Origin of the sequence: Calothrix sp. 336/3, assembly GCF_000734895.2 — a bacterium.
Lineage (GTDB): Bacteria > Cyanobacteriota > Cyanobacteriia > Cyanobacteriales > Nostocaceae > 336-3.
In genome coordinates, this window is the sequence record NZ_CP011382.1 from 6102381 (window position 1) to 6117007 (window position 14627).

A 14627-nucleotide genomic window follows, 5' to 3' on the forward strand; every position below is an offset into this window, starting at 1 on the left:
CAATATCAGAATTTTTACAATCTGACATAAGAATTCTCAGAAATCTTTGATATTTGAAATGGGAAAGCAGTCTCTGAGGGGAGAAAATTGGTATCTCTCACTGGCTTTTGGGGGAGTTCTCAGGTATTTTGATATCAAGCATCCCATAACAGTCACAATCTGACAAAATGCCAGAAATCACAATTATCCCCTGTTCTGTGGAGCATTTAGAATCACTGATTGCAGGTGACGATAAGTTTTTCACGGCTTTTGGCTGGCGGGTGGTTGATGGATACCTACCTTTTCCGGAAGCGTTAGCATACTCCTTAAAGATGCTCCAGTCTTCTCGTATCTGGTATCCCTGGTTGCCCTATCTCATCCTCAACTCTGAGAACTCTTCAGTAATTGGCTTGGTCGGCTTTAAAGATGTGCCTGATGCAGAAGCTACAGTAGAAATAGGTTATTCTGTTGCTCCTAGCTTCCAAGGTCAGGGAGTGGCAACTGCTGCTGCTTCTGAACTAATCAAAATTGCTGCGCTGACAGATGAGGTGAAGTGTATTATCGCCCACACCCTGGCAGAAACTAGCCCTTCTATTAGGGTTTTGGAAAAATGTGGGATGACTCAAGTCTCAGAGCTATTCGACCCGGAGGATGGTAAGTTATGGCGATGGGAAATTAACCTGGGAAGGGATGACTAAAGGTTGACTAAACAAAGTGGTAAAGAATCTGCAAGAAACCCATCTCAATCGTGCCCGTGCTAGCCTGAGACAGGTATTATCTGCCTATGGTAATCTTCGTAAACCTGGGCAGACTCCTGCGAATACCCATCTAGCGGGTTTAGTAAAGCCAGAAATTGAAACTTTAACTGCCACTCTCAATAAGCTTGATTACAACGTGATTCGGATTGCGGCTTTCGGATTGGTGAGTCGTGGAAAGTCGGCTGTTTTGAATGCTCTCCTAGGACAAAAAGTTTTACAAACCGGACCGTTGAATGGTGTCACTCAATACCCTCGTTCTGTACGCTGGCATCCGGGGGGAAAGGTACAAGTGGAACTAATTGATACGCCAGGTTTGGATGAAATTGCAGGAGAGATGAGGGCAGAAATGGCGCGGGAGGTAGCCCGTCAAGCTGATTTAATATTGTTTGTTGTCTCAGGTGATATTACTTTTACCGAGTATCAAGCTTTGTGTGAATTAAGACAATCTCAAAAACCATTAATTTTGGTATTTAATAAAATCGATTTATATCCGGATACTGATAGAAAAAAAATCTATGAGAATTTACAGCAATTGGGAGCGGGGGATTTAGAGAAGCAACCCTTAGAACCAGATGAAATTGTGATGGTAGCGGCAGAACCAGCTCCTATGGAAGTACGGGTAGAATATGCGGATGGGAGTATAAATTATGAGTGGGAAACACCTGAAGCTCAGGTGAGTGAGTTAAAATCAACCATTCTGAATATTCTCAATCGAGAAGGGCGATCGCTGTTGGCGTTAAATGCTTTAATTCAAGCACGGGAAGCAGAAGCATCAATTGCAGCCAAAACAATTACCGCTCGTCAGCAGGAAGCAGAGGATTTGATTTGGCGATACACCAAGTACAAAGCTTTGGTTGTTGGCTTAAATCCGATTGCCTTTCTGGATATTGTGGGGGGAACCTTGGCAGATTTAGCCTTAATTCGTTCTTTAGCTAAATTGTATGGCTTGCCCGTCACTGGTTACGAAGCGGGTAAAATTCTCAAAACCATCTTTTTGAGTTCCGGTGGTTTACTCCTGGGTGAAGTGGGTAGTAGTTTACTCCTGGGTTTAGGAAAAAGTGCCACAGCGATCGCCAGTGGAGAAAACCCAATTAATTTCACTGCTTTTGGCAGTAGTGCGATCGCCCAAGCGGGAATTGCGGGTTATGGTGCATACACTGTCGGGAAAGCAGCACAGGTGTACCTAGAAAACGGCTGTACTTGGGGACAATTAGGTGCAAGTACAGTCATTACAGAAATTCTTTCTGAAGTTGAACCGAATACAATTTTGTACCGTTTACGCCACGAATTAGGGAAAAATTTCTAGAAATGAAACTACAGATTTTGTTCGGACTAATTTCAAAGATATTCTCACATCATTTTAGAAATAATTTGTCAAAAAAATATTCCCGATTTATTAAATAAGCCGGGAATCTAAATCTTGAGATTTTTAGAGTTTCGACAGGATTTATACCAATTCTCTAAAATTATGCTACAGATGGAATCTAGGGAACCATTGCTAAATCTAGATTTTTTAATTGCGTTAGCGTTAGCGTTAGCTCTCCCGCAGGGAACATTGCGAATTGGTATTATATCCCAGAAATTTATCTAGCAATTTGCTTATATTGACGATACTTATATGCCATAGTTGCTACTAAACCCAAACCTAATAATGCGCCAGGTTCTGGTACATTTTGGCTTTTTCTTGCCATAACTTTGAAGTCTGGACCCCCGTAGCTGGAATTAGCAAAAACTTGAACGCCAGCTAATGATGCCACACCTAAATCCTTAAGACTTACACCCCAAGAGCCGACTTTCTGAGTGTTATTAATTTCCATAGTATCAATTGAATAGCCAGCACTCGCTTGTTGAGTTCTCAACAACTTCAGGAAATTACCTATTACCTTACCAGATGCATCTATCGCCTGGATACCTAAATCACTATTCATACCCCTTTCCCAAACAAGAATATTATCAATACCCAAGCTATCCGCAGTAATTAGACTATCGAAAAACATATTAATTCGGAAAGAACCAGTTCCCTCAGAATCAATAATATTATTCAAATTTTTGTTACCCATGAAAGCAGCAATTTCCGTGTTTGTAGGGTCTTTGAGACCAGAAACTGCCATAGGAGATGAAGCTTTATCTCCTTTATCTGTACTAGCATCACCACTGTTATTATTGACAATCCCTTTGATTTTTGCTTCTTCTGGGTCAGCAGTTTCTACTTTCTTGGGGTCAAGTTTAATCGGTGTATTTTCGAGAATATTAGCTTTATTTACGAAAGAAAAATCACTAGTCGTTTTACCATTTTGAGTGACAGACTTGAGAATGATATCACCTTCAGGACCACCATTTTTCTCTAGATTTGTAGTAAAGTTTGCTGCTTGGGCTGCATGAGAAGCAGCTAAAAGGGAACCGATAGTAACTAAAATTGCAGTGGATAAATTTTGGATACGCATTTTTCTTTTCCGTTTGGTTGGTATTTTAAAATTTCACTTAGATGCTTTTCACATTTTCAATTATTTATCTCAGTCCATATCCGTTGCAAAGGGTTCTAACCTGGTTTGAATAACAGGTAGCAGATATGCAGACTTCATTTCTTTCTTTTGCCCTGTAAATATATGTTGACTGAAGATACGTTAAAATAGCCTCCGCAAATGCGAGGATTAAATTTTTAATCTTCTGCTAATAAATTAGAGTTATTTTCTGAGATTTTTATTGTTTTTGTAAAATCTAACGTTTCGCGAAACCCAATTGAGCGATCGCACTCTTCTTAAAATCATCTTTAAGTATTTACCGATAATTATTTGCCTTGCTTTCATCATTTGAGCCTACTTGTGAGTCAAATATTCAGTAGATTAGGTATAAAGATGTTCAGATATGTAATTATTATTGTTACTATTGGTTTTCAGTAATTTCCGATGACTATCTTAAATACCCTCCTGCTGGAAGATTATCATCTCATGTCTGTGATGAATACTTACTAATAATTAATACCCACTCCATAAAAGCAGAGTGACTTCTCGCAAAATACCCTCGATTTGCTAAGGTAAATTAGAAATTACAAGTAGATATCACTCCTGCAAACTGATAATCAACTCAAAAAAACATGAAAAAGTCTTGAATAATACAGTTTCTTCCAAAAAAAATCAAAATATTTAAACAAAAAAATCTGGATAAAAATCATTCAACAATCATCAAGATAACTGCGTAGATAAATCATCACATATTCGCAGTCATGCTTCCAATTTACTCTCAAAATTACGGTTTACACTACTGCATAAATGCTTGAAATTTTTCTAGACTAAAAAGTAAGCGTTCTTTGCACGCTTTTCTCAATTGTCTCAGCACAAAAAGGTAAAAATAACCTATGCTACAAACCTTAGAAGTAGTTAAAGCTGCTGTCATCGCTGATGAAAACGGCACAAAAACCTTAGAGGATGCGATTTTTGAGGCTATTACTGAAGCTCGTTCTACTTGCGATATCAATGGCAGTAACTCCAGCGCTTGTGCTGTTGCCTGGGATATTGTGGAAGAATTACAAGCCGAAAAATCCCATCAAAGACAAGCCAAAAAAAACAAAACTTCCCTAGATGATTATTGCTCCGAGAATCCGGAAGCTGTTGAATGTCGGATTTACGATATTTAATTTTCCTGAAAACTTGTAGCGGCTGATTTTGTTAGTTGCTTGATTGATTCTAAATCCGGTGCTACTGTTTCATCTACCATAGATAACCACAACAAATACTCAATATTTCCCGCAGGTCCTGTAATGGGAGACCAGGTTAAACCTTGATAATACCAACCTATTTCCTGGGCAGTTTGCAATACATGAAAAATTGCCTCGGCTTGGTCATTAATATCACGGACTACACCTTTTTTACCAACTCGATTTTTCCCCACTTCAAACTGTGGTTTTACTAGTAATAACGCTTCTTTGGGGAACTGAGTTAATTGCCAAATCGCAGGCAATACTTTTGTTAAGGAAATAAAGGATACATCCACAACTGCTAAATCCGGAAATATTGCCAAATTATCTTTGTTTTCTCCCTCTGGTATCTCCCCTAGAGGGATTTTTTGTGTATACAATTCTGCCGGTGTTAAATAACGTAAGTTTGCCCGTTCTCGTAAAATTACCCGAGGATGATTACGCAATTTCCAATCAACTTGCCCATAACCCACATCCACACCGTAAACTAACTTCGCACCAGCTTGTAGAAGACAGTCTGTAAACCCTCCTGTGGAAATACCCCCATCTAGACAAATTCTGTCTGTAACGGAAATCGCAAATATATCTAAAGCTTTAGCTAGTTTTTCTCCACCACGGGAAACAAAGCGCGATCGCTCTTTAATTTTAATCTCTGCACTAACATCTACCTCAGTTCCCGGCTTGTCAACAACTTGCTGATTCACCATCACCTCTCCTGCTTGAATCAACCTTTGAGCTAAAGCACGGGAGTTACACAAATTTAGCTCTACTAGTAATACATCTAATCTTTGCTTCGCCAACTTAGTTAATATCTCTTCTTCATCTCTCACTTCCAGTAAATCACAAAATTTCCCCCACCCAGGGCATTCACATATTTTCTTTCATGGAATGATAAAATCTTGCATCTGCTGTAGGATTCTAAAACGTATTGGCAAATCTCCCCAGTTATTACTTGCATCTGATGACCTATATTCAAGACCTCGGCATAACTGATACAGAGTATGTCTCTTTGGTAACTCAAGGTTATGACCCACTCTTAGAAACACAACTAATTCACAATCATGGCGCAAAACCCGCACAAGCTCGCAAAGTTGCCCGTTTCCTAAAGCTACTACATCGCCAACCGCAAACAGAAGTAGAATGGCAGGAATTAATCACAGCTTGGGAAGAAACTTGGGAAATGTAACAATAATTTTCCCAAATTGACACAAAAATTAACAGCAAAAAAGTGAGATTATCTTTCAAAAAAGACATCTCACTTTACTTTTCTTTACACAGCTAGGGTTCTCACTGTTGCAAGTTGATTAAATATCTTTCTCGCCCAAGTCTCTGGTCATATAGTCAAAAGGCTGATCTACAAAGCTCACATCAGCGATGCCAGCCGCAGCAGCTTGCTCTTTGGCTATATCTTTCATTATTTGGATTCCGCGCACTGTAGGACCAATGGGAACCCCCAAGGAATTGTAAGTTTCCCGTAGCCCTTGCAGCACTCGCTCATCTAAAACATCCATGCTGCCTGCGACAATGGCATAGGTGGCATAGCGCAAGTAATAATCCATGTCTCGTAAGCAAGCAGCATAGCGGCGGGTCGTATAAGCGTTACCACCTGGACGAATTAGCTCCGGCAATTCTGCAAATAATCGTGAACCAGCTTGTTTGACAATTGCTGCCGCATTCGAGTTAATCGCCGCCGCAGCTTGTACCCTAGCCGTACCACTTGCAAAATAAGATTTCAGGTCATCCAGGGCATTCCGGTCAAAATACCGACCAGCAACGTCATAATTCTTAATTAAGCTTGTAACTGCGTCCCGCATTCCTTTTTCTCCCAATAATTCCTATCTGTGGTTTCATAATTTATTTGATCGCTTTGATGCAACTGCCACTGCTTGCGCCACTGATGTCAGAGGGCAGCCACACAAAAACAATCTATGCGCTATTAAAGGATTCTATGCCAAAGTTGACTCTTGGGAAATGGAGTTTATCGTTTTGTGTCTTTTCATGCCAGAAAGGTTAACATTACCTGTAAACCTACATTTTGGTAGCAAAAGATACAAATTTTATCAATTTTATATCTTTACGATATTCCAGGTGTCTTAAGTAGTAGGTTTCGTCAAGCAGGGTCAGCATGCTTTAGCATTGTGGTCTTAAATTAGTAAAAGGCAGACAAGGAGTAACCATGACAACCCCACAAGAAGTCCTGAAATTAATCAAGGACCAAAACATTCAGATGATCGATCTGAAATTCATCGATACCCCAGGGACATGGCAGCACTTGACGGTGTACCACAACCAAATCGATGAGAGTTCCTTTACAGATGGCGTACCGTTCGACGGTTCTAGTATTCGGGGTTGGAAAGCGATCAACGAATCAGATATGTCAATGGTTCTCGATCCAAACACTGCCTGGATCGACCCCTTCATGAAAGAGCCGACTCTGAGTATTATTTGTAGTATCAAAGAACCTCGGACAGGTGAACCATACAACCGTTGTCCCCGCGTAATTGCTCAAAAAGCTGTAGACTACGTCATTTCTTCTGGTTTAGGTGACACAGTTTATTTTGGTCCAGAGGCTGAATTCTTCATTTTTGATGATGTCCGCTTTGACCAAACAGCGAACTCTGGCTATTACTACGTAGATTCTGTAGAAGGTCGTTGGAACTCAGGTAGAGAAGAAGGTCCTAACTTAGGTTACAAACCCCGCTTCAAAGAGGGTTATTTCCCCGTTCCTCCCACTGACACTTTCCAAGACATTCGGACAGAAATGTTGCTGACTATGGCACAGTGTGGTGTCCCAATTGAAAAACAACACCATGAAGTCGCTACCGGTGGTCAGTGTGAGCTGGGCTTCCGCTTTGGTAAATTAATCGAAGCTGCTGACTGGTTAATGACTTATAAGTACGTCATTAAGAACGTGGCGAAAAAGTACGGTAAGACTGTAACTTTTATGCCTAAACCTATCTTTGGTGATAACGGTTCAGGTATGCACTGCCACCAGTCTATTTGGAAGGGTGGTCAACCCTTATTTGCTGGCGACAAGTATGCTGGTTTGAGTGAAATGGCACTATATTACATTGGTGGTTTGCTCAAGCACGCTCCAGCATTGTTGGCTATCACTAACCCCACCACCAACTCTTACAAGCGCCTTGTACCGGGTTATGAAGCACCTGTAAACTTGGCATATTCCCAAGGCAACCGTTCTGCTTCGATTCGGATTCCTCTATCTGGTAATAATCCTAAAGCGAAGCGTTTAGAGTTCCGTTGTCCTGATGCTACTTCTAACCCCTATTTAGCATTTGCAGCAATGCTTTGTGCTGGTATAGATGGTATTAAGAACAAGATTCATCCTGGTGAACCTTTAGATAAGAACATTTACGAACTTTCTCCGGAAGAGTTGGCAAAAGTTCCTTCGACTCCTGGTTCTTTGGATTTAGCATTGGAAGCTTTGCAAAAAGACCATGCTTTCTTGACTGATTCAGGTGTCTTTACTGAAGATTTCATTGAAACTTGGATTTCCTACAAGTTGGATACAGAAGTAAACCCTATGCGTTTACGTCCTCATCCCTATGAATTTGCGCTCTACTACGATTGCTAATTATCTAGTGAGTGTCAGGATATAAATTCTAAAGCATAAATTTAGCCACCTCTAGAGGTGGCTTTTTTTGTGTTAGCTCATTCCGACATTACTGCGATCGCTAGTTATCCGCACACTAGGGTCTATCTTCCCCTGAATTGGATTCCAGTAACGAGACCTATCCCCAGGAAGTCCCAGTTCTTCCCCTGTGCGTTCTAGCATGGATTGTTGCCGATTTTTAATTAATTGATAGTGGCGCATCATCAAAGCGCGAGCTTGTTCTTGGGTAGACATAGCCTCAGTCCTCCCTGTACTAAGAATTTAGTGATATTTCTTGGTTTTGACTTCCCCTTCATCCTACACGAAAGATTCTGTATATTCTGTTACAGAATGCTACTTTTTAACATAAATTAACAAATAGGAGGAAGATATTACAGATGCCTTGGGCTGCGACGGGGGATTAGAAGCGATAACACAATTACTGAATATGATTTTTTCGTGTGATTAGTTAAACAACAGAAGCTCTCAGATTTGATATTTTTTTGTTAAGATTATTTACGTCAAATAAATAATTGTAAAGAAAATCTCTGTGTTTACCATGTCTGACTCATTCACCAAGCTGACTTATCAGACATTGCAGCAAAGTAAGAATCTTTTTGCTTTGGCTCACAAAAATGTCAGTTCAAGCTTGTGGGGTTTGATTTATCCCAATCAGTCGCAAGTCAAACCTGCACCTCCAGAAACTCTCCTGAAAATGCAGCAAAAATATAATGAGTTAATGGAGACGGATTGGCAGGATGCAGAAGAGGGTATTTACTCCGTGGATGTATTGTTTGACAATCCTTGGGGGGATTTTCTGCGCTACTATCCCATGGTGTGCTTAGATTTGCCATCAATATGGGAACGAGCAAGGCAAAAAAAATATCAAGATTTTGCGCCAGAAATTTCCACTGAAGGTTATCCCAGCTATTACACCCAGAATTTCCACCATCAAACAGACGGTTATTTGAGTGATTTGTCTGCTAATTTGTATGACTTACAAGTAGAAATTCTCTTTGGAGGTGCAGCAGATGCGATGCGTCGGCGAATTTTAGCACCTTTGAGAAAAATGGTGAATAAGTGGCAAATTTTAGGAGAAAGCTGCCGACAAGTCAGAATTTTAGATGTAGCTTGCGGTACTGGTCGAACTTTAAAATTAATTCGTCAGAGTTTATCTCAACCTAGCTTATATGGCGTAGATTTATCTCCAGCCTATTTACGCAAAGCGAATGAATTATTGTCACAAATTCCTGGAGAGTTGCCACAATTACTCCAAGCGAATGGTGAGGAGTTACCATTTTTAGATGATTATTTTCATGCTGTCACTTGTGTATTTCTATTTCATGAATTGCCTCCTAGCGCACGTCAAAGGGTAATTGAGCAAGCTTTTCGGGTGACAAAACCGGGAGGTACTTTTATTATTTGTGATTCCATTCAGATGGATGACTCACCAGAGTTTGAACCTTTGATGGAGAATTTCCAGAAAGTTTACCATGAGCCTTATTACAGGCACTATAGTACAGATAACTTGGTGAAACGCTTGGAAAATGCTGGATTTCAACAGATAGAAATTCAAGTACATTTTGCCAGCAAATATTTAGTAGCTCAAAAACCATCTGAATGAGAACCATCAGGGAGAGGAAAACTTTTCTCCCTGAGAAATACTTGAAGATAGGCTATAGTTCCTATTGGAAAATGGAAGCTAACAGAGTAGAGAGAGGGAAAATAATACTAATTCTTCAAAATACAGCTACACATAGACAGCAGGGGAGCAGGGGAGAATTTTCGGTAGCTGAAATTTAGACAAATGGTATGAGTTAACCCCCTGAGAGTTTTCTAGGGATGATTTTTATATCATGAGCTATATAGAATTGCCATACAGCTATAGGTAGCAAGTCAGAAAAATCAAAAATGCTAATGAACTTAAAAATATTTTCTGATGCGAATACAAGTCTACTAACTCGCTGAAATTTGTCCCAAGTAATCCTAACTCTAGAACTGCAAAGGTAAAATATCAGATTTGATGATTCACATACCCACATTCTTTTGTTACTAAACTGGATGCTATCAGTGGGGGTGAATTATTTCACTTTAATTATTGAATACTGGCAGCGTTCAATTTTGGCTGAATACAAGTTTCCTAATGGCTTGAAGAATGGTAGCGCTCCCATTAGTAAACACCAAAAATAAATTTAGCTGTTGTCTAACGTGTGTCTGGAATTGTAGAAGCAACAAGTTTTTCTGAAACAAACCTGATAGCAATGGAAAATTAATCTCTTGTTTGATGAACCCACAAGGTAATGTTTTTTCATCAAAGTCATTGCAATCTTCACTGGATAAGGAGACTGCTAGCAAAGGGAATACCACACATTCGAGTCAATTAATCTGTTGCGGTAGTTAGACAACATCATAGATAGTACTTTCATGGGATTGTCTCATTTCTCTGCGATTATCTCCTCCTCTAGGAGTATTTCTTGCTGGTTTACCTTTTGCCATCATTAAATTCTGGCGCAATTCCAAAAAAGAGATAGTTTCTCTGCGGATGCGTCCACTACCACGATATCTACTTTTGGGTGGATTTTTAGCTGATAATACTTGATGCTTTTCAGTTGATGATTGAAAAATATCCAGCTTATTTGCAACTAATTCATAGTTAACGACTATGGAACTCAGTAATGCACTGGTAACTAAAAGTGAAATGGCACTACGCATATCTAATGTCTGTTTTAGAACTCTTCATTTCACTGATACTGAGTTTTATTTAGTGCATCCGGATAATTTGGGAAATAGTATTTTTTTTAACTTAAATTTTCTGACTGTGGTGTTTCCTCAACTTGTTCGATTAGTAACCAGCCGCCAGCGTGGTTAGGACGACCATAGACTGTGATAAATTGCCCATGGCAGAGGTTTTCTAGGAATTCATTTATGGGCGATCGCCAGGTAACCAACTGCCAAGATTGATTCTGGGTGCTATTTTCTAGGATGCTTACTAGTCGGTAATCCTGGTGAGCCAAACGTTGGAAAATTCCTGTAAAACGATTTTGCCCCATAATTATGGGGTTCTGTCCGTAGGAGTACTGACTTTGAGATAGGTGAGGACAATAACCGTTAGGAGGGTAGTCTGGTTGATTGTCTAAGTAGTGAAGTTGCCAATGCAACCAGTTAGCATCTTGAGGATGTAAATTAAATAACGGAATAATTGCCATCGGGCAAAGCCTATCTTGTATTAAAGCTATCTGTAAATCTTGTACAGGTAAATCCCTGGGTTGACAGTTTTTCTCAATGCACATTGCTGCTGCCATTCCCGCAGCTTGTCCAATTCCCATCACTACGGGTTGGAGTCTGGTTGCTCCATTAGCAATATGGGAAACAGAAATATTTTTTTCGCACACCAATAAACCATCTGTGGTTGCGGGAACTAAAGAACGGTAAGGGATGGTAAAGGGTGTACCTGTCCATCTACCTCCCCAACGGATGGATTTAGGTTGTAGGGGGAATGGGATATCGGGATAATGGTGGTCATTGGCGTAATTTCCTATGGCGATCGCGTCTGGGTATAATGCTGCAACCTGTCCCCCTTCCTGGGGCAAAATATCCTGTTCACGGATAGTTGTTAAACCTATGACTCGCCGACTTTCTCGGTAGTATGGGTGTAGGGCAAAAGCTGGATATTTTCCTGGAAACCCATCTTCTGCTAAACCATAACGTCTTCCCAATTGATTTTGGATGAAATAGGCAAAATTTTGACTATGCCAGTAGGATTCCTGGAGAAATGCAGATTTTTCTGCCTCTGAGTGAATTAATCGCCCCACCCCTTCACCATAATCATTGCCATGGAGGGGCCAATTTATCATGAATCTGTTCCCAGGCAAACGCCCATAATCTAAAAATTTCTCTGCCCCGTAGTCATCCCAAGCACCGGAAAACAATGATGGATTGTAATTGGGAGCGGGGGTAATTTCTGGAGCCATAGCTGCCCCAAAATCCTGCATCATCACAACCCAAGTCGGTGCTTGTACAGGATATCTTTCCGTAAGAAAATTAAAATCTGTAGGGGCACTTTTTTCACCCCATTCTCCCTGTAATTCCCAACCCCAACGGTAAGGAACATCCCCTAAAGCTAACAAATCCCCTAATTCCGTGCCATCGAGAATAATTTCAGCCTCCACTTCAAAATCCGCAAACCTCACACCTGTCACCCGGTTTTCCTGACTTATCACTTCTAGAGGTACTTGTCCAGAAATCCATTGCAGATTTGCCAAACTTCCCACCCAGTCAGCAAAAATTTCTGCCCCAATTCTAGGCTCATAGCTGAAAAAACTTACCCAGGAGTTATCCAAACCCCCTGGTTGTCGTTTGAGTAATTCTTGCAGATATGCACCCCAAAACCCTGTTTGAAATGCTGCTAACTCATTACCATCGGGTGCTGACACTCCTGCGGAGGTTAACATTCCTCCTAACCAAGTAAATTCACTCACCAGTAGGGTTTTGACTCCCCTTCGTGCGGCTTGGATAGCTGCGGTAGTTCCTCCTACCCCCCCACCCACAACTAAAACATCCACTTTATATGTATGATTGACCATATGTATTTGAAAATGCGATATCGATTTGGTGGTTGATTATAGAATTAAAGAATCCCGTCTGCATATTTCTTTTCCTATCCCTTGCGAATTTGGAAAATTCATGAATTCTTCCCCCCTAACAGCCAAGACAACTACTATCTTTGTTACCGAAGTTACAGGTGACAATTTATGTATTATGTGCGAATGTGGCAAAAAACTCTACGAACATATCGCGATCGCCTTCAATGCTGGGGATAATGTGATTCTTTCTTTTAAAGATGCTGAAGATTTAACATCAGCATTTCTTGCAGAAGCATTTTACCAACTATATGCCCATTTTCCGGCGGAAACAATCGAAACAAGTTTACAGATAGTTGATATTCATCCTGATGATGCCATGGATATTAATTATGTGATCAGAGATGTCAAGGAATATCTGCAAAATCCTCTACTATTTCAAAATGCAATTTGTGCTGTCATGGGTGATGACTATTTATGATCAGGCAAGTCTACCCAATTGAAGAGTATAAATTTAGTGCCAGCGATGCAGTTTTGTTTGATGCTAATATTTGGCTATATATTTATGGTCCACCAAGCAATATTTCTAACCAGTATCGATATGCCTATACCCTAGCTCTCAGAAGGATTCGAGGAGCAAAGTCTCGAATTTTACTAGATGCTCTTATCCTTTCAGAGTTTATTAATACCTATGCTCGCTTCTTTTACAATAAGTTGCCCAACAACCATAAACCCGTTGATTTTAAAGCTTTTCGCAATAGCACAGATTTCAAACCTGTAGCAGAGCAAATTGCTCGCAGAGCCAAGAAAATTTTAGAGAAATCAGAACCGCCTAAAAATTATTTTGAAATTCTGCAAATGGGGACAATTTTGAATGAATATGCTGAGGGAGAAGCTGATTTTAATGACCAAATTCTGGCAGAATTATGTCGAGTAAATAATTTAAAATTAGTCACCCATGATGCGGACTTTAGTGGTTCTAATTTGACAATTCTGACTGCTAATCCTAAATTATTGGCATGAAGTATCAGTTAAGTCTAGCAGAAGGCTACTAGACAAAGAACTGCTTCGGAATTAAGAATATCGAAATTATTCCGAATCACCAGTAATTAGGGAAATGATTCATAGATAGAAGGTGAAATAGACACACAGTTGAAGCTAGATAAGGAGATGAAGATTACGATAAGTCTCCTGTTTCTAAACTTCTCACCAAAGCATCTGTGACAAAGACAATACAAGTTAATCAGAATCAAGGCAGAACAGTGGAATTACTATGTAAAAGTTCTTCTAGACTCTATATATTAACAGTCTTGCATGAACATATCACTGTGGTGAACATTTGCAGGAAGCACAAGCCTTCGTAATGGTAGGGAATCGTCAGTTAACGCGTACTTGTCGTTTACATGACTTTAACCAAATATTCAGACTATTCATTTTTTTACCCAAAGTCAAGACTTTATTAAGAAAATATTAAAATTTTCTACAATTGTTACAAAGTATGTTTCCAAGATAGATTCTGGGTAAAGATACAAGGGAGGTAATATTTATGAGTATTTACCGAATGCTAATTTTTCTGGTATTTATTCACTTCTGCCTCTGTAAAATACTTGCAAGCCCTGTTGTTCCAAAAGATGCAGGGGAGAGAGGGAAGATTAGGATTTTGCAGGAAAGCGTTCACAATGTTCAGTTCCCCCAACTACTTATCTTAGCTAGGTGGATTAGGGAAACAGCCTAGTACCTGCAATTTTGATAAAATGTGCAAAATCTCTTTGAAAAACTTGATATAAGTTCAAATAGATATTGTTTCTTGGGAAAAACTAGTTTTTTTGATGGAAATGTTGAATATACAACAGATAATTATTGATAATTGAATTAATTTTTTATTATCAATATCTATATGTTTTAATAGCTGTTATATTACTTGTGAGCATATTCAATCCCATTGAAGCCTGAAGATTTCTCAGAAACAATCACTTAAAACTTAGTGAAGCAATGTCTCCTTGCCA

14 protein-coding genes are annotated in these 14627 nt (G+C 39.7%); 8 read left to right on the forward strand and 6 right to left on the reverse strand.

The features are described 5' to 3' along the window. The first annotated feature begins 167 nt into the window (after positions 1–167). Complete coding sequence (locus IJ00_RS25525; protein WP_035158096.1) at positions 168–677, forward strand: GNAT family N-acetyltransferase; 510 nt, start codon at positions 168–170, stop codon at positions 675–677. A 16-nt stretch (positions 678–693) separates the two neighbouring features. After that, positions 694–2043: a GTP-binding protein gene (locus IJ00_RS25530; protein ID WP_035158097.1), complete on the forward strand. Its 1350-nt coding sequence runs from the start codon at positions 694–696 to the stop codon at positions 2041–2043. A gap of 277 nt (positions 2044–2320) precedes the next feature. Here IJ00_RS25530 and IJ00_RS25535 read toward each other — a convergent pair whose 3' ends face one another. After that, complete coding sequence (locus tag IJ00_RS25535) at positions 2321–3181, reverse strand: exosortase-dependent surface protein XDP2 (protein ID WP_035158098.1); 861 nt, start codon at positions 3179–3181, stop codon at positions 2321–2323. 911 nt (positions 3182–4092) lie between these two features. Between IJ00_RS25535 and IJ00_RS25540 the strand changes: the two genes are divergently transcribed. After that, positions 4093–4371, forward strand: a complete 279-nt coding sequence (locus tag IJ00_RS25540; protein ID WP_035158099.1) for a Calvin cycle protein CP12 — start codon at positions 4093–4095, stop codon at positions 4369–4371. Here IJ00_RS25540 and IJ00_RS25545 read toward each other — a convergent pair. Further along, on the reverse strand, positions 4368–5231 hold the full coding sequence (locus IJ00_RS25545; protein ID WP_035159644.1) for a TlyA family RNA methyltransferase: 864 nt from the start codon (positions 5229–5231) through the stop codon (positions 4368–4370). The two genes, IJ00_RS25540 and IJ00_RS25545, sit on opposite strands and share 4 nt — an antisense overlap. A 161-nt stretch (positions 5232–5392) precedes the next feature. Here IJ00_RS25545 and IJ00_RS25550 point away from each other — a divergent pair, with 161 nt between their 5' ends. Then, complete coding sequence (locus tag IJ00_RS25550) at positions 5393–5617, forward strand: hypothetical protein (RefSeq protein ID WP_035158100.1); 225 nt, start codon at positions 5393–5395, stop codon at positions 5615–5617. 118 nt (positions 5618–5735) lie between these two features. On the opposite strand, the gene apcB is transcribed toward IJ00_RS25550, so the two are convergent. Then, on the reverse strand, positions 5736–6245 hold the full coding sequence (apcB, locus tag IJ00_RS25555) for an allophycocyanin subunit beta (RefSeq protein ID WP_035158101.1): 510 nt from the start codon (positions 6243–6245) through the stop codon (positions 5736–5738). 362 nt (positions 6246–6607) lie between these two features. On the opposite strand from apcB, the gene glnA reads away from it, so the two are divergent. Continuing rightward, on the forward strand, positions 6608–8023 hold the full coding sequence (glnA, locus tag IJ00_RS25560; RefSeq protein ID WP_035158102.1) for a type I glutamate--ammonia ligase: 1416 nt from the start codon (positions 6608–6610) through the stop codon (positions 8021–8023). Positions 8024–8095: 72 nt separating this feature from the next. On the opposite strand, the gene IJ00_RS25565 is transcribed toward glnA, so the two are convergent. Continuing rightward, positions 8096–8296 carry a hypothetical protein gene (locus tag IJ00_RS25565; protein WP_035158103.1) on the reverse strand — a complete coding sequence of 67 codons (201 nt, stop codon included), beginning with the start codon at positions 8294–8296 and terminating at the stop codon, positions 8096–8098. A 304-nt stretch (positions 8297–8600) separates the two neighbouring features. On the opposite strand from IJ00_RS25565, the gene IJ00_RS25570 reads away from it, so the two are divergent. Beyond that, positions 8601–9665, forward strand: coding sequence for a class I SAM-dependent methyltransferase (locus IJ00_RS25570; protein ID WP_035158104.1), 1065 nt, complete (start codon positions 8601–8603; stop codon positions 9663–9665). Between the two features lie 773 nt (positions 9666–10438). On the opposite strand, the gene patX is transcribed toward IJ00_RS25570, so the two are convergent. After that, on the reverse strand, positions 10439–10753 hold the full coding sequence (patX, locus tag IJ00_RS25580) for a heterocyst-inhibiting protein PatX (protein WP_035158106.1): 315 nt from the start codon (positions 10751–10753) through the stop codon (positions 10439–10441). An 86-nt stretch (positions 10754–10839) separates the two neighbouring features. Further along, positions 10840–12624 (reverse strand): FAD-dependent oxidoreductase, encoded by a 1785-nt coding sequence (locus IJ00_RS25585; protein WP_035158107.1) that lies wholly within the window; start codon positions 12622–12624, stop codon positions 10840–10842. A gap of 100 nt (positions 12625–12724) precedes the next feature. Between IJ00_RS25585 and IJ00_RS25590 the strand changes: the two genes are divergently transcribed. Together IJ00_RS25590 and IJ00_RS25595 are read left to right on the forward strand one after the other, a co-directional pair. Beyond that, on the forward strand, positions 12725–13102 hold the full coding sequence (locus tag IJ00_RS25590; protein WP_035158108.1) for an STAS-like domain-containing protein: 378 nt from the start codon (positions 12725–12727) through the stop codon (positions 13100–13102). Beyond that, positions 13099–13644, forward strand: a complete 546-nt coding sequence (locus IJ00_RS25595; RefSeq protein ID WP_035158109.1) for a PIN domain-containing protein — start codon at positions 13099–13101, stop codon at positions 13642–13644. The genes IJ00_RS25590 and IJ00_RS25595 overlap by 4 nt, the downstream gene beginning before the upstream one ends. Positions 13645–14627: the final 983 nt, after the last annotated feature.